General features: G+C 34.0%; 30 protein-coding genes. 1 reads left to right on the forward strand and 29 read right to left on the reverse strand.

Annotation, left to right across the window (positions count from 1 at the left end; genetic code table 11):
- Window positions 1-470, forward strand: a 470-nt coding sequence (locus JJQ98_RS06755; protein WP_210670803.1) for a tyrosine-type recombinase/integrase, incomplete at its 5' end; no start/stop codon positions are given.
- Here JJQ98_RS06755 and JJQ98_RS06760 read toward each other — a convergent pair.
- The 29 genes from JJQ98_RS06760 to JJQ98_RS06900 all read right to left on the reverse strand — a co-directional run bounded on the left by JJQ98_RS06760 (window position 448) and on the right by JJQ98_RS06900 (window position 23,706).
- On the reverse strand, window positions 448-1,119 hold the full coding sequence (locus JJQ98_RS06760) for a hypothetical protein (RefSeq protein WP_151105134.1): 672 nt from the start codon (window positions 1,117-1,119) through the stop codon (window positions 448-450). The genes JJQ98_RS06755 and JJQ98_RS06760 overlap by 23 nt on opposite strands.
- A 3-nt stretch (window positions 1,120-1,122) precedes the next feature.
- The gene (locus JJQ98_RS06765) at window positions 1,123-1,539 is read right to left on the reverse strand and encodes a GNAT family N-acetyltransferase (protein ID WP_151105133.1); all 417 of its coding nucleotides are present in this window, start codon (window positions 1,537-1,539) and stop codon (window positions 1,123-1,125) included.
- Window positions 1,523-2,125: a hypothetical protein gene (locus JJQ98_RS06770; RefSeq protein ID WP_151105132.1), complete on the reverse strand. Its 603-nt coding sequence runs from the start codon at window positions 2,123-2,125 to the stop codon at window positions 1,523-1,525. Before JJQ98_RS06770 ends, JJQ98_RS06765 begins: the two co-directional genes overlap by 17 nt.
- A 1-nt stretch (window position 2,126) precedes the next feature.
- The gene (locus JJQ98_RS06775; RefSeq protein ID WP_054198778.1) at window positions 2,127-2,327 is read right to left on the reverse strand and encodes a hypothetical protein; all 201 of its coding nucleotides are present in this window, start codon (window positions 2,325-2,327) and stop codon (window positions 2,127-2,129) included.
- Window positions 2,308-2,724 carry a hypothetical protein gene (locus tag JJQ98_RS08850; protein WP_247596716.1) on the reverse strand — a complete coding sequence of 139 codons (417 nt, stop codon included), beginning with the start codon at window positions 2,722-2,724 and terminating at the stop codon, window positions 2,308-2,310. The genes JJQ98_RS06775 and JJQ98_RS08850 overlap by 20 nt, the downstream gene beginning before the upstream one ends.
- A gap of 202 nt (window positions 2,725-2,926) precedes the next feature.
- A complete protein-coding gene (locus JJQ98_RS06785; RefSeq protein WP_151105131.1) occupies window positions 2,927-3,238 on the reverse strand; it encodes a hypothetical protein in 312 nt (103 codons plus the stop codon).
- A gap of 17 nt (window positions 3,239-3,255) precedes the next feature.
- The gene (locus JJQ98_RS06790) at window positions 3,256-3,744 is read right to left on the reverse strand and encodes a hypothetical protein (RefSeq protein ID WP_151105130.1); all 489 of its coding nucleotides are present in this window, start codon (window positions 3,742-3,744) and stop codon (window positions 3,256-3,258) included.
- A gap of 45 nt (window positions 3,745-3,789) precedes the next feature.
- Window positions 3,790-4,194: a hypothetical protein gene (locus tag JJQ98_RS06795; RefSeq protein WP_126442049.1), complete on the reverse strand. Its 405-nt coding sequence runs from the start codon at window positions 4,192-4,194 to the stop codon at window positions 3,790-3,792.
- Window positions 4,195-4,227: 33 nt separating this feature from the next.
- Complete coding sequence (locus JJQ98_RS06800) at window positions 4,228-4,617, reverse strand: YcbK family protein (RefSeq protein WP_126442050.1); 390 nt, start codon at window positions 4,615-4,617, stop codon at window positions 4,228-4,230.
- Window positions 4,607-5,104 (reverse strand): DUF1353 domain-containing protein, encoded by a 498-nt coding sequence (locus JJQ98_RS06805; RefSeq protein ID WP_151105129.1) that lies wholly within the window; start codon window positions 5,102-5,104, stop codon window positions 4,607-4,609. Before JJQ98_RS06805 ends, JJQ98_RS06800 begins: the two co-directional genes overlap by 11 nt.
- Entirely contained in the window at window positions 5,104-5,319 is a 216-nt protein-coding gene (locus JJQ98_RS06810; protein WP_151105128.1) for a hypothetical protein, read from the reverse strand. Before JJQ98_RS06810 ends, JJQ98_RS06805 begins: the two co-directional genes overlap by 1 nt.
- Window positions 5,316-5,609, reverse strand: a complete 294-nt coding sequence (locus JJQ98_RS06815) for a phage holin family protein (RefSeq protein ID WP_151105127.1) — start codon at window positions 5,607-5,609, stop codon at window positions 5,316-5,318. The genes JJQ98_RS06810 and JJQ98_RS06815 overlap by 4 nt, the downstream gene beginning before the upstream one ends.
- Window positions 5,596-5,793: a hypothetical protein gene (locus JJQ98_RS06820; RefSeq protein WP_126442054.1), complete on the reverse strand. Its 198-nt coding sequence runs from the start codon at window positions 5,791-5,793 to the stop codon at window positions 5,596-5,598. The genes JJQ98_RS06815 and JJQ98_RS06820 overlap by 14 nt, the downstream gene beginning before the upstream one ends.
- A complete protein-coding gene (locus tag JJQ98_RS06825; RefSeq protein WP_151105126.1) occupies window positions 5,781-6,416 on the reverse strand; it encodes a DUF4376 domain-containing protein in 636 nt (211 codons plus the stop codon). The genes JJQ98_RS06820 and JJQ98_RS06825 overlap by 13 nt, the downstream gene beginning before the upstream one ends.
- 1 nt (window position 6,417) lies before the next feature.
- A complete protein-coding gene (locus JJQ98_RS06830; RefSeq protein WP_151105125.1) occupies window positions 6,418-7,707 on the reverse strand; it encodes a synaptonemal complex protein 1 in 1,290 nt (429 codons plus the stop codon).
- A complete protein-coding gene (locus JJQ98_RS06835) occupies window positions 7,691-9,349 on the reverse strand; it encodes a coiled-coil domain-containing protein (RefSeq protein ID WP_151105124.1) in 1,659 nt (552 codons plus the stop codon). The genes JJQ98_RS06830 and JJQ98_RS06835 overlap by 17 nt, the downstream gene beginning before the upstream one ends.
- Entirely contained in the window at window positions 9,346-9,576 is a 231-nt protein-coding gene (locus tag JJQ98_RS06840) for a hypothetical protein (RefSeq protein WP_151105123.1), read from the reverse strand. Before JJQ98_RS06840 ends, JJQ98_RS06835 begins: the two co-directional genes overlap by 4 nt.
- 3 nt (window positions 9,577-9,579) lie before the next feature.
- A complete protein-coding gene (locus JJQ98_RS06845) occupies window positions 9,580-10,074 on the reverse strand; it encodes a hypothetical protein (RefSeq protein ID WP_151105122.1) in 495 nt (164 codons plus the stop codon).
- Window positions 10,071-11,069: a coiled-coil domain-containing protein gene (locus JJQ98_RS06850; protein ID WP_054198751.1), complete on the reverse strand. Its 999-nt coding sequence runs from the start codon at window positions 11,067-11,069 to the stop codon at window positions 10,071-10,073. Before JJQ98_RS06850 ends, JJQ98_RS06845 begins: the two co-directional genes overlap by 4 nt.
- Entirely contained in the window at window positions 11,069-11,419 is a 351-nt protein-coding gene (locus JJQ98_RS06855; protein WP_054198752.1) for a hypothetical protein, read from the reverse strand. The genes JJQ98_RS06850 and JJQ98_RS06855 overlap by 1 nt, the downstream gene beginning before the upstream one ends.
- Window positions 11,420-11,842 (reverse strand): hypothetical protein, encoded by a 423-nt coding sequence (locus JJQ98_RS06860; RefSeq protein ID WP_151105121.1) that lies wholly within the window; start codon window positions 11,840-11,842, stop codon window positions 11,420-11,422. It lies immediately after the preceding gene.
- A complete protein-coding gene (locus JJQ98_RS06865; protein ID WP_151105120.1) occupies window positions 11,842-12,885 on the reverse strand; it encodes an SU10 major capsid protein in 1,044 nt (347 codons plus the stop codon). The genes JJQ98_RS06860 and JJQ98_RS06865 overlap by 1 nt, the downstream gene beginning before the upstream one ends.
- A 194-nt stretch (window positions 12,886-13,079) precedes the next feature.
- Complete coding sequence (locus JJQ98_RS06870) at window positions 13,080-19,214, reverse strand: hypothetical protein (RefSeq protein ID WP_151105119.1); 6,135 nt, start codon at window positions 19,212-19,214, stop codon at window positions 13,080-13,082.
- 335 nt (window positions 19,215-19,549) lie between these two features.
- Complete coding sequence (locus JJQ98_RS06875) at window positions 19,550-19,858, reverse strand: hypothetical protein (RefSeq protein ID WP_151105118.1); 309 nt, start codon at window positions 19,856-19,858, stop codon at window positions 19,550-19,552.
- Window positions 19,859-19,894: 36 nt separating this feature from the next.
- Window positions 19,895-20,752 (reverse strand): hypothetical protein, encoded by an 858-nt coding sequence (locus JJQ98_RS06880; protein ID WP_151105117.1) that lies wholly within the window; start codon window positions 20,750-20,752, stop codon window positions 19,895-19,897.
- A gap of 18 nt (window positions 20,753-20,770) precedes the next feature.
- Window positions 20,771-21,046 carry a hypothetical protein gene (locus tag JJQ98_RS06885; RefSeq protein ID WP_151105116.1) on the reverse strand — a complete coding sequence of 92 codons (276 nt, stop codon included), beginning with the start codon at window positions 21,044-21,046 and terminating at the stop codon, window positions 20,771-20,773.
- Window positions 21,047-21,059: 13 nt separating this feature from the next.
- Window positions 21,060-21,785 carry a hypothetical protein gene (locus tag JJQ98_RS06890; RefSeq protein WP_151105115.1) on the reverse strand — a complete coding sequence of 242 codons (726 nt, stop codon included), beginning with the start codon at window positions 21,783-21,785 and terminating at the stop codon, window positions 21,060-21,062.
- A 173-nt stretch (window positions 21,786-21,958) separates the two neighbouring features.
- Window positions 21,959-23,482, reverse strand: a complete 1,524-nt coding sequence (locus JJQ98_RS06895) for a portal protein (RefSeq protein WP_151105114.1) — start codon at window positions 23,480-23,482, stop codon at window positions 21,959-21,961.
- Window positions 23,482-23,706 (reverse strand): hypothetical protein, encoded by a 225-nt coding sequence (locus tag JJQ98_RS06900; RefSeq protein ID WP_054198728.1) that lies wholly within the window; start codon window positions 23,704-23,706, stop codon window positions 23,482-23,484. The genes JJQ98_RS06895 and JJQ98_RS06900 overlap by 1 nt, the downstream gene beginning before the upstream one ends.
- Window positions 23,707-23,727 lie beyond the last annotated feature (21 nt).

Below are 23,727 nucleotides of genomic sequence, written 5' to 3' on the forward strand. Positions count from 1 at the left end.
TAAGAAGTAGCACAATGAGGAATCTCAAATGGGAATACCTAGATGAAAAAGAAAAACTTTTAAGAATCCCAGCAAGTGTTATGAAAGCCAAAGAAGAATTTCTTGTGCCACTAAGTCAAAGTGTGCTAGATAAAATCCTATCTATTAAAGACTTTGCCTATCCAAGCCCTTATATGTTTCCAAGCGAGATTAGCAAAAATAAATCCATAGCAGAAAACACTTTAAATTATGCCATTAAACGCTTAGGTTTTGGAGAATTAATGGTATATCACGGATTTAGAAGTAGTGCTTCAACCTTTCTTTACGAGAATAAGAATAAGCACAAGCAAGACTCTGAAGTGATAGAGCTTTGCCTTGACCATAGAGAGAGAAACAAAGTAAAAGCAGTTTATAATAGAAGCCTGAGGTTAGAGGATAGGCGAATCTTAATGCAATGGTGGAGTGATTTTATAGAAGAGTTGAAGAGGTAGAATTAAAGTATTTATTCACAATCTTATTAGGTCGCCAATTATGGCTACCTGCTAAATGGGCATTATAGGTGCTACCTCCAGCGAGATTTTCATAAGCATTATTAATAGAATTTAATAATGTAGTATCACTTACACCATTGTATCCATATGCCATTCCATTAGCATCAATAATCCCTGTTGGATTAAACATATCCCCTCCAGCCAAAACTTCACTCCTGCATACCCCTCCAGCTAGCCATTCTCCTTTTTCGATGATATTAAAAGCATTGTAGGAATAATATGTTGTGATTTGGTATCTCATCATCTCTTCTGCTTTTGCTAACATATCCCCTATTGTATAGGCTTGATACATTAATAAAGCAAATGTAAGAGCAAGTGAAGTCCCCAATGTAAAAGGCGATAGTATTACTCCAAGAGCCATACCAGCACCATAAATCATTGTCTTAAAATCAAATTCAATAATTCCCATTCCAAGAGTATATAAGCCCTCTCCTATTTTATCAAATAGGCTTGTGCCTGTGATTTTAGATAAACCCTTAAAAGCCTCTCTAACAGCCTTTACACCCCAGCTTGATACTTCCTTTACTGCGTCTTTGATAGGGTCAAAGACAGAGTCAAACAAATCATCTATAAAGCTACCACCACCCATTTGCTACCTCTTAAAATAAAAATTATAATTATTGCTACCTAAAGTCGCTCTAATATGTCCTCTTAGATTTTCTTGTATGGATTCTTTGGGTAAATGTGTTTTTATTTTCATTCCCCTCAAAAATCCCCTTATCACACCAAAAGCCAATTTTACATTTGCCCTATTTCTATGATTAGGTTCAATGTATCCATAAGTTATAAATCCGAGTTTCTTTTTTTCGCTCCTAGCTAAAGCCAAAAATCCCACAATCTTTCCTCCAAACTCTAATACCCTAACCAAACTAACTCCATAATCAATTCCCTTAATATGCCTTTTTAATTCCCCTCCGATTCCTTTTTGATTTAAAATAGGCTTGAGAATATTAACTATGGATTGTATATCTTTAAAAGTCGCAATCCTAGCCTTATATGCTAGTTCCATTGCTACCACCACTAAGAAGTGTATTAATAGTATTGAAATATCCCTCATAGAGATTTTCAGAAACAGCAGTATTATTAGAAAGTGCCATACCAATGATATTGGAGTAAAACTCACCACTTTTAATAAGCCTATTATCCTTTGTCGCTTGTTGCATTTCATTGATTTGTGAGAGTTGAAATTTCATTGATTGTTCTGCTTGTGTAGCAGAATAAGCAAATTGCATAGCGGTTTGCAAAGCTCCCAAATAAACATTAGCATACAAAGATTCTGTAATTCTATTGTTGTCAAATTCCTCCCTAACAATAGGTTGAATAGTTTTCATTATAGATTGTAAATTTTTATTTCCCTCCTCAATAATATTTTTTACAATAAGCTCTACATTGTTTTGGTCATATTTAATAGAATCATCTGGCGTTACAATTAATTCTTTTATTTCTTTAATTGCTTCTTGTGTTGTTTTGTCTAGTTCTTGCTTATAGGTTTCTATATCAATGGTATTTAAAACTCCAATAATTTCATTAATTTTATTATTTTGAGTCGCATCATAAGAACCCCATACTCCACCTTGTATTGCTTCAATAGCCATTTTACACTCCTTTTAATTGATTAATTTCTTCTTGCAAATCTTGATTTTGACTTTTTAATAGCTCTATTTCTTGCCTTAAAGCATTGATTTGCTCTTGTAATTCAAGCCTTATATTTTCCCCAAAGGCTTGATTGTTGTTACCACTTTGCTTTACTCTACCTAGCCCTACTCCAAGCGGTAGATTATTTAATTGTAATCTCATTATTTACTCCTATACAATCTTTCAATGTCCTCTCCACTTCCAAAAAATAAATCCCCAAAGCTTTGTGTGATTCAAAGCTACCATTTTCTTTTGGTTTTTTGGGTATTTCTAAATTGCATTTTATGGGGATTAGAATCTCTTTAGTTTGCACTTGCACACTAGAAGCACAAGCACTGAAAATCAAGCTTAAAGAAATTAAGTAAGTTTTTTGTAGAATCTTTTTGAGGTTTGCTCCAAAGAGGCGGCAACCTCTTTGGAAGTAATTTATAACCTCGAAAGCGAGGTGAGTTAAATGCACTACCAAACTGCAGTGATAATTATACTCCTTTGTCTCTTTATAGTCAAGGCGTATTAATTTTAGGGGCTTTTTGCCCCACACTGCAAAGCCTCTTTTCATTCTATCTCCTTTGTTTAGATTTTAAGTTTCCATTGCCTTTAAAGTTTCCATACTCCACTAAATTCTAGCACACTCCAAATTCTAGCAGTTGCGTATCTGCTTTAGCAGTTTTGAAGGCTTTTAGGGGTAAGAGTTACCTAAGGGTAATGACTGCCTCTAAAAGCCTTCAATCTACTAAATGAGACTACCAAATGCGAATTTTTCATCTCCCCATCTCCTTAAAAAGTTTCTTATAACCCATAAGTTCTGATTCACAACTAGAATCTTTGAGCTTGATTTCCTTAATTACTTCTATTTCCTTTGGTGGCTTGCTTGCCTTTACCTCCAAAGCTTTAATCGCCAAATTTTGTTTGTCAATCGCCTCTTGTAGAGCCACCACATTTGCCTTGCTTAATTGCAAATCCTTTTTTAGCCCTGCAATTTCCTCTTTTGCTCCCACATAAAGCCAAAAGATAAATCCCAAAGAAACAACCAAAACCAAACACACTCCACCCAAAATGCTTTTAATATCCATTGTATCCCTCTAACTCCTTAATCCCAAAAAATCTTATAAACAACTCTTCCTACAAAATCAGGATTCAACACTTCACCATAATTAGCATAAGGATTGATAGGCATTAACTTAAAATTATTTCTTCCTCCTTTGGGAGTGTAGTTATAAGATGAATTGAGAGTAAAACCTTTTTTTAACATAGCAGGATAAACAACCTCTTTGATACTTAGCACATTTGCAATTCCCCAAGTTTGACCAGGGAGATAGTATCCTCCACTCTTTTCCTCTACACTTGTTTCATAAAGATAAAGCCCACATCTATCCTGTGTATTCTCACTCAAAGTTAAATTTATATCAATCCAATAATTTACTCCAATATCTAAGACTTTATAATGCCCTTTCCCATTTTTATCTGAAATCCCCCAATTAGCTGTCATAGAATTTGTTACCTCATTGACAATCTCCAAGAAATTATTATAATATTTTCCATTAGAGGCTACTGCCCCTCCACTTCCTACTATAAACATCTTTTAGCCCCCCCCCCCCCTACACAGCATAAACATTTTATCTCCTTAGTTATAATATACTTCGACACTTGCCTTATGGAAGCTATCATACCAACCACTACTAGCATTTGCACTTCCATTGTTATAGTTATGAAAAATAATCCCCACTGCATTTACTCTAGCTTTAAAGCTCTTTTTAGTTACCTCTCCTTTTGCTCTATATCTTGCATATCCAGTTAGCTGCACTTGAGCAATTCCGCCTCGCAAGAAACTCGCTTCACTCCTTGTTTTCCAAGTATGTCCCTTAATGCAAGTATTAGTTACCACAAAGGCACATTCTTTGCCCACACAGCTTGTCGGCAAATTTTGTGGTGTTTCACTACAATTTGGAAAATTCAAAACCACCTTATTGCTATATTCCATTTTACTCCCATTAACATCTATTTGTATGGTAGGACTTCCAAAAAACATTTCACACTCCTAGTTTTATAAATATTTATCATTTCATTTATACTCCCACCTTGCTTTTTTACCCCTTGTATCCAAATGCACAAATCCTGCATACTCATCATTCGGATTATTTTTAACTGCTATTCCTAAAGGTAAATCACCATATTTCTTTAATATATGATGATAGACTACTTTTGTTGGCACTTTTGGGATAACAAAATCAGCAGCACTCCCTATTGTGTGTTGTGATCTTGGAGAACCACCTACTTTAGCATTGTGGTCTTTGCAACGATGCCCACTATTTATTTGTGGGTGAGTGCCAAAAAATTCCTCAATCTCACAAAGCAAATCTACTAACTCATCGCTAGGCACATCGGGCGGTAATTCGCATTTGCCACATTTGCATTTGAATTCATCTTCTTTAAAATATTTGTTAGGCTTCATTTTTATCCTTTTTAAATTTATCTTTGATTTTTTTAACAAAATCTTTATAGGTGCTATAAAATCTCACACACAAATACATAAAGCTTCTTCTAACCATACCCACACCCTCATTTTTAAGAGCTGTTCTAAAGGTTTTATCACACACTTTCCTTTTACTTATTTTGCCTTGTATATACAAATTTAAAAGATAATCGTGTAGAACATAGGCTCTGGTTGGAGAACCTATTGGACTAACTAAGCTTTGAAATAATTGTGGAATGCTTCCAAAATCAGTGTTAAATCCCTTAGGGATATTGATATAATAAGTCTTAGTGTATCTATTATCATATTCTTTAGCAATTCCATTGACTATTAATTCCCTCTCTATTGCCAAATCTTGTTTGAATTGATAGTTAAAATCCTCTATTAATTTGAAGTTTTTTCTACCCAAAAACACTACTTCCAAATAGGTTTTATCCAATGGCTTTCCATTTACATACTCACACATTACTTCAACTCCTTTTCTATTGATTTATTAATATATCTCTCAATATCCTCTTGTCTTATTTGCTCTCTAAAGCCCTTTTGCTCATTGATACATTCTGCCAAAATAGCATTGCTCTCTTGTAACTCTTTTAAAAGCCTTATGTTATAGGCAAGGCTTAGGATTAAAGCCAAGATAATGATTACAATTTGCAGGTGTAAAAATGCCTTGAAGCTCACTTGCCACCTCGCTTAAAGCTTAGAATCTCTTTAGCATAAGAAATAGCCTTTTCAATTCCCAAAAACCCAATGCAAGCACTAATCCCTACCCTTGCTAGATAGGGTAAGTCTGTGGCACTAAGTATGGAGTAAGCCACCACGCACAAAAAGCTAGATAGAACAATCCGCTTGAGTGCGATTTTAAAGCATTTTCTAATATCCTCACTATTATCCAATGCCCCCATAAATCCTGCCAAAAGCCCCACTAAAGCAATGGGCAATAATTCTAAATAAGGGTTAAGAGATTCCAAATAACACCTCTATGAATCTAGCACTTGTTAGGGCGACACTCAAAATAATAAATAACCACAAAGCCTTATGGATACTCCAATAGTAGGGCTTCAAGTGCTTTGGAACATTGCAGTGGTATTTTCCTATCAAAAACCACTTAAACAAAAAGAAATAATATTTCATCTTAGATTTTACTCTTCCCATACTACTGCCTCTACTTCCTCTTTTGTTTTTGCATTAACCACCTTATCTTTGAGGCTTCTAGCTTTAAAGGTAACTTGCTCTATAAATAAAGCCAGTGCGGTTGCAAAAGCAACAAATTCTTGCGGATTAAAAGTAGTGATTGTATTATCTTTGGCTATCCAAGAAATACTTTCGCTAGGGTTGAGTTGTGCTTGAGTAACTTTACCTAGTATCAAGGTTTGGTCATAAGTCTCGCATTGATAAACCTTATCTTGATGGCTAAACCCTTGTGAGATAACCTCTTGTTTTTTCTCATCGATTTGCAGATTCTTAACTTCTTTGATATTCTCTAGGGGCTTATCTATTAGCTCATAAGTGATTTTATAGAGATTTTCTTTCTCCACATATTCTTTAATCTCTTTGACTTCTTGATACAAAGAAACTTCACTAGGCATTTGCCCTCGCTCAACCTTAGCAATACCCAGCTCTTTTAACTCCTCATTGCTTAACCTATCCAAAAATATCGTATCCACTCCCTTAAACTCTTCTACCTCTCCATTTTCATTTTCTGCTTGAAAGCTTGTTTCTTTTAAATAAATATTGTTATAAAAGATTTCATTTTTTGCTATATCATAAAACTCCATTTTAACTCCTTACGATTCGAATTAGATTACTTGCATAGCAGTAATAGCTAAACACCTCTGTTCCACTAAATCCACTTTGTGCGATTCTGAAATTGAAAGGGGCTTTAAATCCTGTTATCCTGTTTGCATTCAATATTGTGATAGTCCCACTTTTCCCAGCTACACCTCCCCAATTTGCTACGCTAATTTGGGCATTAGCCGACAAATTAACCATAAAATGATTTCCTTTTCTAAAATCAATAGCAGCTCCAGAACTAACCACTCCACCTAGATTATCCACATAGAGTTTGTTAGCCAAATGATTATTGCCTGTTGGCTTAACTGCACAATTTGGAATAAGTTTAAAAGTAGTATTTCCATTTAATGCAATCGCCCCATTTGCAGTGAGTGTTCCAGCTATTGTTGTATTTCCAGTTACTGCTAGTGTTGATTTAGCAGTGATTGCACCATTTGCAGTTAAAGCAGCAGTTGTTGTAGCACCGCTAAAGGTTTTATTTCCAGCGATAGTTTGATTCCCACTTAAAGCCACTTTAGTATTACCCACAGAATCTACATAAGCCTTATTTGCTACTTGATTATTATCTCTAGGATTAGTTGCGGAGATAGGTGGAGTTGTGAAAGTTTTAACATCGCTTATGCTTTGGTTGCCTGTAAGTTTCACATTTTGAGAATCTTTTTGATTGATTGTCTCATTGATACTTGTAATATCTGTGTCTATATCATCTAATCTTGCTACTTCAGCAGAAAGAGAAGCAATCGTTTGATTAACACTTTCTTTAAAAACCTTAAACTCATTCAAAAAGGCTTGTGCTTCAATCTCTTGTATTCTTGCTTCTAAGTCCGCCTTTAAAGTTTCATAAGCCTCTCTATCCTCTGTGATTGCTTCATCGTGTTTAGCAATGTTTTCATTCACTTTGTTTTGCAAATCATTCTTTAAAGATTCTATCTCTTGAGTTTTGGTTGCAATTAATTCATCAATCTTAACCTTAAATTCCTCTTTATACCCTTGCAGTGTTGGAGGAATAGTGTCTAAAACTTCTTGCGTTTTGGTTCTTAATTCCTCTAAAATCTTTGTAGCATTAGGGATAATCACTCCATTATCTAAGGTTACATCTCCAGCTTCACTGCTTGTCCAATCCCTTATAATTTCTAATTGCTTCTCTGTTTCTCCACAAACTTTTAAGAGTGCATCAACTGCTAGAGATAAAGAAGTCTTGAGAGTTTCATTAACCGCTAAAGCCTCGTCCATTTTAATAAAAAAATCTTGTAAATTATCATTTTGCAATTCCATTGTTTTCCTCCATTTGTTTAATTCCTGTTTCTTCTCTTAAGTCTCCCAATTCAACTCCTGCTAAGAGTATTTTAGAATATAAAGAGGGTTCAAAAAGCTTCAAAAGTCTAAGCCTTGCTATTTCCTCTCTTAAAGCATTTGCTCTCTTTTCTAATGCTTCTATTTCATTACTAAAGTCCTCCTTTTGTAATTCTTCTATTTGTCTTTGTAGCTCTGCTATCTCCGCTTCTTTTTGAGATATGATTTCCTCTGCATTCTCTTTTTGCTCTTCTAGCCCTGTCTTTTCTGCTCTTAGCGTTGTGATTTCTGCCTCTTTAGCTTTTATTTCATCGCTTAGAGCTTTAATCTCTCTATTTAGTGCATTTATAGCCTCTGCAAGCTCTTTGTATGCTTGCTTCTTTTGTTCGAGTAGAGCCTCATTTTCAGGCACTTTTAATTCTGCATAATGCTTCCTTGTTTCAAGCTTTGGGATTTCTTGATTATGCAAATTTATTTGTTCTTGCAATTCTTGTGCTTGTGCCTCTAAGTTTGCTATTTGTGATTCTAATTCTGCCTTTTTAGCTTTAAGAGATTCTAGATTCGCATTTGCATTTTGCAATTCTTGCTCTTTTAAGGCTTTTTGTGCCTCTAATTCCGCAATGCTTTGTCTAAGAGATTCTAGCTCCTCATTATCTGCACTTCCCGCATTAGCAATTTGCTCTTCTAATTGCTTGATTTGCTCTTGCAATTGTGCTTCTTGTGCTTTTAGAGATTCAATCTCTTTTAGCACTGCTTCATTCTCCGCTTCTTTTTGTGCTAACTCCTCTTGTTTTTTTGTGAGTTCTTGCTCTTTTTGTGCTAGATTCTCTTTGCTAGTTTCTAACTCCAAGCTCGCATTATCCAAAATAGCATTGATTGCACTCAAAGTTTGGTTTAATTCCTCTGTTTTTGCAGCAATGCTATCGATAATCTCTTTTAGCTTCAAATCTTTGTGAGCTTGAGAGGGGAAATAAGCAATAGCAATCTCATTTCTAGTCGCTCCGCTATATTCTTGATTGTGAATAATTGCTCCACCAAGTTTAATGGTAACTCTATATTTTGCTAATCCACAATGGGGATTACCTTGAAAAGAAAATTTAGAAAAAGCATTTTTGGGTAGAGTGTAAGTTAGAGTTGCACCCACGCTACTTGCATTCCAAGACCATTGACTACCGGGATTTTGATACAAAGGATAATAACAATAATAATATGAGCCATTGCTATAAGTGCTAGGGGCTGAAATGCTTCCTTGTATTTCATTTTCACCTAGTTGATAACTACTAGGAATTGCACTGCTTCCACCACCATTACCACTATAACTTGTAGGAATCTTACCATTTCCATCTAGCCTTAAGATGAAGTTTGCAGAGGTTCTATTTCCTGTAATATAAGGCACACTGCAAATTCTATAATCTTTATCATAAAATACAAGCCCACTAATTCCACCTATAACATTGGAGTTGTATCTAGTGAGAATTGTCCAAACAATCTCTAAAGGATTATCATCTCCTACATCTGCACCCTCTGCTACTCCAATTTTTTCATTATAACTCTTATCTTGCTCTAATTTCTCAATCTCTTTTTCTAATTGTGCTTTTTGTGTATAGAGTTGTGTAAGGCTCATTTGATTCCTTTTCCATCGTTAATAACTAAAGCTTTTTTGTGATTAATCAATTCACGCAAAATAGTTGGAGTTTCTATCTTTTCTAATAGCACTACAAAAGCTTCCTCCTCTTTTAAAATAAATGGTGTTCCTACCACTCCTATTACTTCTGTATTTACATTTTCTATCACTTCTAGCGGATAATGTTGCAATTTCAATCGTTCATCATTTAGGCTTCTAAATATCATTACTCAAACTCCTTGTGGGATAATGGCTAGAATTTCAATATCAGAATTGCTAAAAGGTGCTATTCCAAAAACTACTTTAGAATCTTGCAAGGAATAATCCTCACATTTCATTCCCTCTACAAAAACATTAATCAATGCTTTATCCTGCGTATCTACTCCACTAGGCAAAGCAAACTCTGTGGTTTGATTATCTCCAATATAACTTTGCTTTGTTACACTCACTCCCCCTATTAAACTTGTATTTTCTTCTAAGTAACTAACAAATACACTTCCTCCACCATTGATTTCTACTTTTAATTTTTGGTTAGCATTCAAATAGATTCCTCCCAAAAACAAAAGCTCCCTATCTGCAACAATATAAAGCTCTTTATCGGTGCTATCTAAGACACTAATTTTTACTTTAGAGTTAGGCGTGGTTGGTGTAACATATACATTAGCCTCGCAACTAAAGGCAAAAACATTCACAAAAGGGCTAACCCCACCAGCATTTCTAATCATAAACAACTCCTTTTTTTAAGAGATAAAAACAAAATCCCCCTATGTTTTAGTGCAATATCTTCTTTTAGCGTTTTGATAGTTTCTAAATCGGTTCTGATTAAAGCATTCATTGCTTCGCTTTGTTTGTGGTTGTAATAGCTCTTTGCATTAAGCATTTTATTTTCATACAAAAAAGCTATACTTTGGGCGTTATTTACAAACCCAAAAGCTTGGAATACCATTACCTTAAAGGGCAACCCTTTATCTGCAATAAAATCTTTTGCTTCATTGATTTTATCTAGGGTAGTTTCTATTCCTTTGTGGATTGTTTCAAAGGCAACTTGTTTTTGTTCTAGCTTTTGTTCTTGAGCATTAAAAAGATTTTCTAGTTCTAGTTTCTCTGCTTTTAGACTTTCATCAAAGCTAACTTTAGCTTCCTCTTTAATATTTGTGATAGTTTGGATATTTTGGGCTAAAGCCTCTTGTGCTTCTTGTGCTTTTAGCTCTATTGTTTCTTTAAAACCAGCAATATCGCTTTTAATTCTAACCCCAACTTCAACAATGCGTTCCAAATAAAGCGTTACTTTCTCTTTAGCTTCAGTGCTAGTTTTTAAAACTTCACTCAATATTTCTTGGTATTTTGGTGTAAGGATTAAAGATTCTAAGATTTTTGCAAAGCTCTCTTGTGTATTTAAATCCTTATTTAAAATACTTCTTATTAGGCTTTCTATATCTAGGCTTTCTAACTCATTACTAATTTGCTCTAATTTATCTATAATGGCTTTTGTTTGGTTATATTTAGATTCTAGTTCTGCTTTATTTTCCTCAATCAATAAAGCACTGCTAATCGCTTCTTCCAAAGTAGTTTTGTATTTGTTTAACTCGCTAGAAAAAGTATTATAAAGGCTTTGTATTGCACTTGAAAGCTTTGTAGCTTCTGCCAAATTGCTTTCAAAATCTCCATAAGCATTTAATACACTAGCAACCAATTCTCTAAATGTATTGACATTTGCCATTATTTCACTCCCTCTTGAATTAATTCTTTTGTCGTTTTACAAAACAATAAATCCAAGCTTTCATTAATATTTTCAAAATGCTCGGTGCTACCAAACTTCTTGTTATAATATTTGTCTTGATGGTCTAGCCACTCCTTAATCGCTCTTTGTTCGCTTTTATTTAATGCAATAGGATTAACTAAATACTTATCTAACTTTGCAATAAAACTATTTTCCCAAACCACTTCAATTTGAGTGTGGGATTCCTTTAGTGTGTAGTATTCTAATACCCCTGCTTTTTCTTGCTTTTTTCGTATCTCATTAGCAGAGTAATTATGAAATCTACTTCCCTCTTTTGCAATATATTCCATTTAGTAATACCCTATCCATAGTGATTCGTCCTCATCACTTCTACTTAATGCCTCATAAGTAGCAAACCTATGTTTCCCTAATTCCTCTTGATATTTCTGCTCATAATACTTTCTCCTATCCACAATCACAATGCTTGAAGCCACCTTAAAAAGTAGTGCTAATTCCAAAGAAGTATCAATGAGTATCTCATCGTCTTGCATTTGTGGGGTAATTGGTTCTCTAATATAATGCAATCTATCAATTTGCCTAAGAATCGGATAGCGTTTATAGTCTTTGGTTAAAAGCACCACAGGCACTACTTGCATAGCTATATCCCTAAGAGCCAAAGAGATATTAAGCCTAATCACTTCCATATCGTCTTTGCCCTTACTCTCTCCTAGTAGCAAAGTCTTTAATTGCTTAGAAAACTCCCCTAAAGTCATTAAGGTTGCCCTGCCCCTGCATTATTGGTGTTTTCGGATACATCAATCCCTACCACTGCAACAAAGGCATCGGCATTCTTAACAATCAAAGTTGATTCAGTTTCAAACGCCCAGCCTTTAGAAGTGCGGTTTGTTTCGTATTCATAATGATTAGTTGGGATAAGCAAACCATTTTTCATATACTCAAAATTCCCAGCAATCAGCACACCCTCCATTTTGTGTAACTTAGATAAATAGCGGTGTAATTGCAATTCCACCACCCCAAAATCCGTAGCAATTTTTGAAATTAAAGGATTTAGTGTATCTCCATCACGAATAATCCTCCTGTCCCATTGCTTAGAAAAAAGCTCCTCAATCTTAGTTTTTGTTTCTGCCCCTACAAGAATCTTTTTAGGTGTTTCGCCATTGTCATAAATCACCTGCAAATATTCCATAAGTTTTCGCCAAGTTAATTGCCCAGCATTACCAGTCCAATTTTGCTTATCATCAACAGCAAAAACATTCCCTCTCCTGCCATTTTTAAAAGTAGTTTCCCCTTTGGCTAAAAAGTGAAAGATACCAGCAGAAATGCCCGGGTCAGTATCGCTTGTTCTTGCGTGTGGTGCAGTCCATACACTCACTTTAGGGTCTGCATTATGCCCTAGTCCAAAGAATGAATACTCAATATCTAATGCGTGTTCTTTTGCAGTTTTACCTCTTTTATACTCAATCTTATCTACATTCCCATAAGTCTTAACCGCTTGTTGTGTATTGGTTACTTCATATTGATTAATGTGGTGTTGCACCGCATTAGTATTTTTTTGCACTGTAGATTTATCGGTATCTTTGCTAAACTCATAAAGTTCCGCTTGTGGTTTATTTTTTGGTTCTCTTAGTTTATCAATATGCCAAGAGTGTGAAATATTTGTTACGCTCTCAGTCCCAATCATTGATAAAATCGGTGTATCATACGCCCCTACTTGCACTATTCCATCATACACCGATGGGACTAAGCCCTCCCTACTTGTAGCAGGTGTTTGAAAGGTTGTAGTTGAAATCGCCATTTTTTGCTCCTAATTGTAATTTCAAAATCCAATTTTTTAGGAATCCTAAAAAATATTTTGAATTTTTACACATTAAAAAACCAAAAACTACCCTGCCTTTTTTCTTTAAAATATGTTATAATAGAAAAAAATTTTGAATAACAAAAAGAGAAATTAGAAAAAGAAGTTCTACAAGAATGTGGGCAAGAAGCCTATTAGTCCTCCTGCTTTAATTTTTTCCTTAACTCATTGATATTATAGGATTTTGTATTAACAAGCAATGTGCTAAGTAATGATTCTAAACTGCTTCTTTCATTATAAATTTTACTTCTTCTATTTTTATCTTGCTCTATTGAATTAACCAAAGCATTTGCCCCTTTACCAAAAGGCGCAGGCATAGCAAAATTAAATAATTCTACTCCCCTATCCATTGCCCCTTTTGCACCCTCTCTCCTTGTATAAGGACGATTCATAGCAAGATTATAATTGAGGGCTTGTTGGAAGAGTTGTTGAGGGATTCCATTGGTTGCAAGTTTGGCAAAAAATTCAGGAATTATATTGCCCTTGATATTTCCTAGTGAAGCAAACTCTAATAATCCCAAATGAGGTATCATAGATTTAATTCTAATTGTTTGGACATCATTGCCAATTCTAAATATTGGCAATTCACTTCCATAATATCCATTTGGCATATCTCCATTAGTTAGAGTTTGATTAAGCCCCTCATAAATTCCATACATAACAGCCATTCCAAAAAGCTTTTTAATGGGTGCATACTCTCCCTTAGCATTCTTTTGGAGTGGATTGATACTCTTTAATAAAGTTGGCGTGCTATAATAAGTCCAGCGAATAAAAGGCATTAACCCCCAATTATCAGCTCTCCTAAGCCACGCAGGAATAGGCTTAGTATAATCAGGCAAAATATTATTAGTAATAGCTACTGCATTATCTAAACTATACCCCTCTTTAAGATAAGATTTTACCAGCACATATCTAGCCAATGCGTCTTCTGCATTATAAATTCCGCTTAACTTTTCATCAATTCCCTTTAGAACTCCTATTGCTTTATTATCTGCTTTAAAATCTACCTTTGTTTCTTTATAGATTTGTTCTGTTACTGCATTTAAGTTGCTCCGATTAAAAATACCATAATCATCAAGCTCTTTAAGTAGTTTCATATTATTATCATTTTTGTATTTGTTGTAAATTGCAATTTGTTCTTTGGAAGCTTTAGAAATAAGATTATTTTCTATAATAGTCCTTGCTTCTTTAAATTTATTATATTCTCTTAATATGCCTCCAAAGTTAGAGATATTTTTAAGATAATCCTTAACTGCACCAAACTCCCCATTAATCATTAGCAAATTAAGATTACTAATAGTATTATTAAAGTGCGTTGTTGGATTATAGGAGGTTTTGCCTTTTTTCCAAAAAGTAACTGCACTACTCCAAGCTCTTATATATTTATTAAGCTCATCATCAATAGCTAAAAACTCACTTTTTAAGCTATCAGCAATTTCTTTTCTCACATAAAAGCGACTTAATGCACCCCACTTTTTACCCTCCAAACTTGCATAACCTTGTGGAGCTTCTACTAAGCCTTTTTTATTTAATACAAGATTAGAATCCTTACTTAAGTTAGCCAAGAATTGATAGCTATAAATATCCCTATAAATCTTATCTAAAGTTCTAGGTAGATTATAGGCATAGTTATCAATCTGCCCCCATTTATCCCTTTGCTCTCTGCTCCAATCTCTGCGTAAATGGATTTTTCCATTATAGCTATCATACATTTCCCATTTGCCCTCTATGAATTTTCCTATTTCTCCTGCTTCTTTCATCTTTTCATAAGTGCTTTGTGAAACAACTTTTGTTTCCCCTCTGTGTTTGCTACCTTGTATCCCCACATCTTTTTGAGATTTAAAGTATCTAGTGATAATATTTTTATCAATCTTACTTGCATACTCTCTCATTAAATAAGTGCTACCCATTTCCTTAAATGTTTTCTCATCTAAAAGCCCATACTCCACAAGCTTTTGACCTGCTTGTTTGATATATTCCCTTTGGGTATCTGCAAAAGCTTTAAGTTCAGGGCTTATTGCTTTTTCATCTAATTCACCTATATGGTATTTAGCGAGTTTTTGTAATTGCTCTTGTGTGAAAGCCTTATTTAGCATTAAACTTAATTCACTAAGGTTATTGCCTAGTTTAGAAATTTCTCTTTTGTGGTTTTCTAGTGCATTCAAAAAGGGCTTATTGCGATAAGCTTGTGTGCCTAAAACTTTATTGACAATAGGGCTATACCAAACATTATTCACAAATTTTTGACTTATTTTATCTACAAATCCTTTTAAATACTTAGCCTTTTGTTCTTTTAAATAAGCATATCTAGCATTAATCCCCTCATCATATTTAAATCCAAAATTCCTAGTCAAATCCTGTCTATCTAAAAAATCTGCATTAGCTTTATTCTCTCTATCCTCCCTTATCTTTTTTAGGATTCCAAACTTCTCATCATAGGCTTGTTTCACTGCTTGATTTTTAAATTCAAAAGTTTTACCTAGTTTAAGGTTTCTATCGCTATAAAATGTTATAATTTCATCATTAGTAGCATAGGTTGAGGTAATGCGGAGGTTTGTCTTAGCCCCTATGCTATTAATATTTTCATTATTTACTACAATCCTAAATCTATCCCCTTTACTATTAAACCATTCATAAATCCTAGCACCATTTCTATCGATAAAAGGCTCTTTGTATTCTTTGATATATTCTCTTATATTCTTGCCCATATTGATTATTTCTTGTGGTGTTACATAGCCCATTTGATTAGAATCACTATGCACTTTTATAATATGTTTTGCTCCTTTGTTTCTATCCCCCATTGCATACCTTATAATCCCCTCTTTAATAGAATCCAAATCGGTTTTAATCATTGTTGCCATTTTGCCATTATAAGTTACATTATAAATCCCTCTTAATTCTTTTTGGGATTTTAGATTTTCTAAGGTTTCTTGTATTTTTTTAGAATCCCATTGCTTTGTAAAGTTTGGATTATAATTATCTAATATCTTATAAAGAGCATTTTTAGCCCTTGTATATTGATTGCTTTCATAGATTTTACCCTTGATTTTAAAAGCATTTTTAATCCCTAGCACGATTTTAGAAATAGCTTCTTTGATTTTATCAAATACACTTTGATTTTTCTTTAGGATATTTCTAAACTCTGGGTTAGAAAGCTCTGCTACAAACTCATCTAAACTTCTTAAACCATAAGGCAGTTTTTCATTGCCTAGCTTTTTATTGCCCTCTATGGCTTTAGAATAAATTGCTTTTAGTTCTGCTATCCCCTCTTTTTGCAAAGGTGTAAGCAAATCAGGACTAGCTCTAAAAGCCCTTGCAGTTGTTGAATGGATAAGCTCGTGGAGCAAATCCTCACTTTGATGAATCTTATTTTCAAAGTTATTAAAGATTGTTGCTAGATTTTTATAAATATCATAGCTTCCCGTTTCATTTGTGCTAATGCCTTTGTTTTTGTTTTTGATTTCTACTTTTACCCCTAGTTGTTTTGCACTCTCTATTATCCTATCAAAGAGTAAATCATTCTCTTTATCTTTGTTGATAGATTTAAAGAGTTGTGTTGCGTTTTTTAGACTAAGGCTAGATTCTGTTTTATCATTGACTTTTTGGATAATCTCTTTGAGGTGGTTTTGGTGTTCTTGTTGCACCTTTGGATTTCTAAATCTTATCTTGGATAATTTACCATTGAAAAGTTCCCACCCCTCTTTATAATCCTCAAGGCTAACAGGCTCTTCCCCTCTATCATAAGATTCTTTTAGATATTTATAATAATCATTATAGAGTTCTTGTTCTCTTTTAGGCAAAGCTTCATTACTATATCTTGGATTATTATCTAAGTTCCCCAAATCTTTTTCTAGTTTGCTTAAAAGTTCTTCTGTGATTTTACCTTTTCTTAGATTGCTAACATCTGCTTTGGATAAACTCATATCATAATAATAATTAGGCTCTCCACTTTGTATGCGTGTGCTAACTATTTCTCTACCATTATCAGTATGAATCACCTTTTGAGTATAAGTATTAGGTTGATATTTCTTGCCCAAATCTTTTGCTAAAACATTTTCTTGTATAGATAAAAGTTCCTCATATCTTGGGTGGGATTTAAGAGCATTAAATTTAGTTTGCAAAGTATCAGTATCATTTTTATAATTTTCTATTACCTCTTTTAACTTAGGATTATTATTAACTTCATACACTAGCCTTTCTTTTAAGCCTTTTAAAATTTGATTTTCAACATTAGTTCTTTTTGATTTTTTCTCTAAATTGTTAATATTATCCAATAGATTCTCTATTGCTTTTTGGTTATAGGGTTTTGCCTCTGCACTTTGGAATACTTCCTCTTGTTGTGGTTGTGGAGTGTTTGCTTTATTGTTTGCCCTCACTTGTGCTTTATAGGCTTTATGTTCTTTGATTAATTCTTTAGCGGTTAGATTTTTTATTTCCATACCCTTAGATTTTACATAAGATTCAAAGCTAAGATTATCTTCTGCTTTTAAGCTTTCTTTTGGTGTAATGGGGGTAGAATTAGATAAATCCTTTGAAAGTGCATTTGCACCATTCCGCCCATCTGTCCTATTGGAGAGTGTGTTGAGGGTGGCGGGCTCAGCCAAAGGATTCTTATCCTCCCTTTTTATAAGGCTTCTAATTCTTTTATCCCCTTTTGAAGTTTCTAGAATATGCCCCACTTTACCAGCATTATTACCTTGTGTTACAACTCCCATTTCTGCAAATCTATTATCCCCTAAAAACTTGCCTACAAGTTGCATATCTAATCTATTATTCTTAAAAAAGTATTCAGGATTATCTTTGATATTTTGCATTAATTTTGCTACTGCATTTGTATTGCTAAAAAGTTCAGGGTGTGTATTTTGTAATTGTGTAAAATCTGCTTTGATAGAATCAAAATCTACCCCTAAATTATTTTTCGTTGTTTGGTTAATAGGCATATCGCTATAATGTTGTATTCTACCAGCTTCGCCCATTACAAAGCCATCTCCCATTACTTGCTTAGGTAAATTATTAGTATTGTTAGGCATATTAGCAAGATTAGTGTTTGTTCCATTTGCATTTGTCCTTATATTGTTGTTAATCTCATCTTGCATTCTTGCCATATCTAGCATTCCAAAGCTTTCATTTGCAGGATTTGTAGCATTTATTTTAGAATCTACAATGTTGCGATAAGTTGCATTATTTTCAGGTAAGCTTTGGTAATACTCCATTAATCCAAAAGGCTTGTTAGTTGGGTTTGTGATATTAGGCTCTATAATAGTTTCTGCAGTGTTATTTGTGTTGATAGGATTTAAGCCTAAATCCCTTGCTTGTTTATCTAATATCGCTTGATAGATAGGATTAGTAGTAGTCGTCAAATTTGACGATACATTATTTGCATTAGATTCTATTGCATTATTAGCAATATTTGTAGCAGGTGTGCTATCACTTAGCATTACATCGCTTTTAGGTGCTACCCATTTCCCATTAAAGATTCTATTTGTTAGCCCTGCACCCACTCCACCTAATACACCCCCTAATGCAGTGTTAAGCCCAATATCAGCTACTACATCGCCTTTTGTCTCATTATAGTTATTTGGATTGATTGCACTATTTAATCCACCTCCCACTCCAGCATATAAAGCATTCTTAACAATAGGTGCATAGTATTGTGCTCCCTTAGCTACACTAGCTACTTTTACAATATTTGCAGGTGCTACAAAAGTAGTGGCTAAATCAATAGGGTCAGTCGCATAATTTACTAAGCTTTGCATTACTCTATCTGTTGTAGTGTGGTTAGGTTGATATTTAGAAGCTACCCTTATTTTTTCAATCTCTTTATAATGTGGATTTTGATAGTTTTCATTGCCAGTTAGGAAGTTATAGCCATCTTTCAAAAAGCCCTCTATTCTATTTCTTGACATATCTAAACCATATTTGACACTATCAGGAACTAATCCTGCTTTATCTAATAACACACCAGCAATCCCCAAAGGATTTGCAATATCCATAGATTTAGGCTTTGTTGGATTATTTCTTGCTTCTTGAAACTGCTCTAAATTTAATCCACTAGGATTGTGATTGCTATAATCCTCCCAAGCTTTATAAGCATTAGGGTCTTTAGCTTTAAGCTCTGCCCCTAGCACTTCATTATTATTTGCTATTACTGCATTAGTGTATTGCTCTAATTCCTCTTGATTTTTTAATAAACTTGCTTGAGAAAGAAATTCATTTTTGGGTATATATTTCTTTTGTTGTGAATAGAGATTAGAATCCAATAATCCCATATAACAATCCTTTAATCAAAAATAACTACGATTTTATTATGAAAAAAGACTAAAAACTACCCTGCCTTTTCCCTTTAAAATGTGATATAATAATAGATTTTGCTTTTTTTCTTAAGCGGATTTTTTGTAGAATCTTTTTGAGGTTGCAAACCAAAGAGGGATTTTACCAGCAACCTCTTTGGCTTTGTAATCTCCAATTCGCATAGAAAGGAGAAATATGAAGTCAAATAAGATACTTAAAAGTATCTTGCGTATTATTATACTACTTTGTATAATATTTAGCAAGTGCTTCTAGGGTTTCCCTAGCACCCTTTGGGTGTTAAGTATCTCCCTCTTTAATTATAATACACTTCAAAAGCAGCAGAAATATTTTGTGGTCTCCAAGTACACCCAGCATCGTCAAAGCAAACCCATATTCTACAATAAGGACCAATAAAATAATTTCTTGTTGGGGTATATACAAGACTTACATCTGCATTTGTAACTATTCCATCAAATTCATAGTGGGTTCGATTCCCAAATAAAGGCAATGTTCCTTTAACAAATATCTCTTTCCCTATAAGTTTGTGTGTATAGTTATTATAACTACTCATAGTTAAAGTTAATTTATTAGCATATTCTCTAATGCCCCCCCCCCCCGACATCTACGATATAATTTGTTCCACCAAGTAATAACATTTTTAATCCTTATAAATTCTTTGCAAGGCTTTTTCTAATTGCTCTTGCTTAATCTGTGTTGCTTGATTTTGTGCTTGTTGTGCTTGTTGTGCTTGTTGTTGCAATGCTCTCAAATCCACTCCAAGCCTACGCATTACTTCAGGACTTAATTCATAATTCCCCAAAGGTGTATAAGATTCAGGGTCATTTGCACCAATTAGATTCCAACCATCATCATACTCCCCAATTTTTCCAGCATTAATAGGATTAAAGAAATCCTGCATTGCTTGAAGTCTTATATTAGGGTCTTTGTATTTTTGAATATCTGCCCAATTATCACTATTGTTTGCAATCAAATCCAAATACCGCTTATATTCATTCTCATTTTGTCGATTTTGATTCTTGTATTGCTCTTTAAACATAAAATCCGCTAAACCATTATTCACTCCACTACTAGCATTCCTTGCCTCTGCTTGTGCTTTCTCTAAATCTGCTTGTGCTTGTAGCATTCCATAATTGTTTAAAATTCTATTTTCTTGTTGCTTTCTTTGATTATCTAGATTCGACCCATAGAGATTAGATTCCAAAAGTCTAGGTGTATAAGCATTTTTAATTTGTTGGTCTTGATTATTAAAGATTACGCTATTATATTTAGCTTCCCTTTCTTTGTCTCCCCACTTTTGATTTTGTGAATTTTCCCATTTTTGTGCCTCTGCTTGTAAATCCAATAAACCCATTTGTTTTTGTCTTAGTTTATCTTGCTTCCAAGTCTCACTTAGGTTTGTGAGTTGCTTCCCAGCCTCACTCCACGCACCACCTCCAGCTTGTCTTATGAGTTCAGGACTTACTCTATATCCATTATACCAACCACCCATTGCCATTGTGTGCCTCCTTTATCTTTATTGCATTCCCCCATACAATCCACTTCCAAGCATTCCACCTTGATTTTTCTTTTTATTTTGATTAAAAACATCATCATAAGCATTATTCATATTGTTTTGATTCTGCATTCTTGTGCTATTCCATTGATTATACATATCTTTTTGGAAGTCGAGTTCTTTTTTAGCCATTTTTTGTTGATTATGTGCTCCATAGATACTAGCCCCAGCACCCAAAAGCCCAACTGCATTACCAAAAGCACTGCTTCCTAAAAAATTACCGATTGCACCCCACATCTAACACCCCCTATTATCCAAAGATTTTACCCATTTCAGAGTATGTTGCATTGCCACTTTTTATTTTGTTCATCAAATCATTTGGGACGAAATTTTGATTTTGCGTGCTAGCCAAAATCAAATCAGGATTATTTTGTACTTGTGTAGCTTGTGGTTGATTGACTATGCTTTGATTTTGTGTTTGTTGTGTTTGTGTGAGTTGTTGCATTCTAAGCTGATTATAAATCATCTCCCAACCTTGTGGATTATCTAGCCCTTGTGCCATTGCAGGATTAGTTTTGTTAAGTTCATTGAGATAGTTAAAAATCTCTTCCCCTTTAAACCCTTCTAATCTACCCTCCATTTCTGCAATAGAATTTTTAACATTGATAATATTTCGCTCCGAGTTTAACTTCTCTAACTCTTGCTTTAATTCATCAACTTGTTTTTTGTATTCACTAATCCCCAAAGCCTCAGCAAGTTCTCCATATTCTCCTTTTTGTTGTGGCTCTTGCACTTTAGCATTTTGTTGAATATTTTGAATCTGTGATTGTTGAATGATATTCAATATTTGCTCCATTTGCACTTCATTTAAACCTTGTTGTTGCACATCATTTGGAATTGATTCTATTTGCCCATTTCCTTGTGCTTGTGGCTCTTGAATATTTTGTTCTAAACTGCCTTGTCCTTGAATATTTTGCCCATCTCCTTGTGTTTGTGGAGCATTGATAGCTTGATTTAAAGTTTCTAAATTTTCCATACGATTCCTTTTAATTATATTCTACATTTTCATTTTCTTTTTTACTTAAATTATCCAAAGCATTTTCTAAAATGCTTAAACACTCTGCTATCCCAAAAGCCCTATCAAGCATTATTTTAGCTCTTTGGGGATTCTCCTCATTCATTGCTTTTATTTGATAAGAATTATATTTTTTAAAAGCCTCCTTGATTATAAATTGGTATGCCTTGCTGTTCTTGCAAGTAGTTAGCTCCGATAGTGTTAGCTCCATTATTGTTTCCTCCTACAAAATAATCCTCTTTGTTTTTGATTCCAAGAAGTGGTAGCATATCTTGCACAATTCTTACCATTCCTTGATAATTCTGTATTTGTGCAAACATTGCAAAAGCTTTCTCATAAGATTGTAATTGCACTTGTTTATTTGTAGCTCCAAGCCCTGTATTAATTGTAGCAATAAGCTCCAAAGGAGGCTTAACCACCAAATCTCCCAAAAATTTAGTATCATATTTATAGATTAAACTAGCAAGTCTAGCAAACATTACTTCAATAAAAGTCTCGTTATAGCTTCTAATAAGGCTTTGTATCCTTGTATTTGCTTCAGCGGATAAAACACTAATCCCTGTTGCAGTATTATTTAGCATTTGTGAGTTCGTTCCACTATTATACGCAGTTACCCCTAATGCTTCTTGTGCTTCTAAATCCAATCTTTGCACATCAAAAGTTCCCTCATTGATACTAGGAGGAGTAAAAAATTTAACACTATTTGGGTCATTACACGCAATAATCTCTCCTGCACCTTTTTTAAAAGCCAATGGGTCAATCCCTCCTGCTAAATCCATTAATACTCTAGGATTCAAAGATAAATCAATAGCGTCTATTTGTTGATTTCTCCTTGTATTAATCTCTTGTTGCAATCCCAAAATAATAGCGATGGGAGAATCCCCATAAAGTCTAACTACTTCTTCATTGTATTCTCTAATTTGTGGGATTAAATTCCCAATTACAAAAGGCATTCCATCATTCAAAGGTATATCTCTTAGTTTGTTATTCTCTAAAAGTGTTGCTAAATACCATTGATTATTGATTTTATAATACACTTCTTGCAGTTTCTCACGCTTATAAAGTCTGCTTATGTCGGTTTCTTTTTGGATTTCATTCTCTGGAGTAAAGATTCCAAGCTTAATGTAGTTTAGAATCTGTGCTTTAGAGAGGTAAATATTATGCACCAAATAATTTAAGTCCTCATTGCTTGTCGCATCAGGGTCTAAGAAAACATCATAAATATTAATGTTTTCTAGTTTTGGCTTATCTCCAGCCCAATACACACGCATTATTGGAGTTCCATAAATAATTGCTTCTAACATATTGCTAGAGAGTAGATTAAAAAGCTTCATTTCTTTTTGCGTATAATGATTAAATGCTTCTTGAATTTTATCCACAATCGGTGCTAATTGTGCAACCTCTAAAACTTGCTCTATCTTGACAATATCCTCATTGCTAAAATAAGATTCTTGAAAACTAGCTAATATCCTGCGTGTCTTGCTAGGCAATACAGGGATAAAAATATGAGATTTATTCCTTTTGCGTAAAAACTCCATCACTTCATTGCGATATTTACCCAAATAGCTTCGAGTGAGTTCATTAAAACTAGGTAAATATTTTTCGTGCCTATTTCTTGCAGTTTGGATTAAAGTTTGCAAACTTGAAGTATCTAGCATTATTCCTCCCTTAGATACTCTTGCAAAGTATCTTTATCAATCTTTGTCTTTTTAGCAATCTCCTCCAAACTCTCCCCTTTTTTTATTAGCTCTTTAAGCAAAATTTTCCTATGCGTTTTTTTTGGGATTGAAATATTTAATCCCCCAAATTTTTCACAAGCAACTAGCGTTTTAAACACATCGCCATTAAACATTTCTATCAAAAAAGCAAGATTTGTGTTCAAATAAAACCTCATTTTTTAAGG

The organism is Helicobacter pullorum NCTC 12824 (genome assembly GCF_017979475.1).
Taxonomy (GTDB): Bacteria; Campylobacterota; Campylobacteria; order Campylobacterales; family Helicobacteraceae; genus Helicobacter_D; species Helicobacter_D pullorum.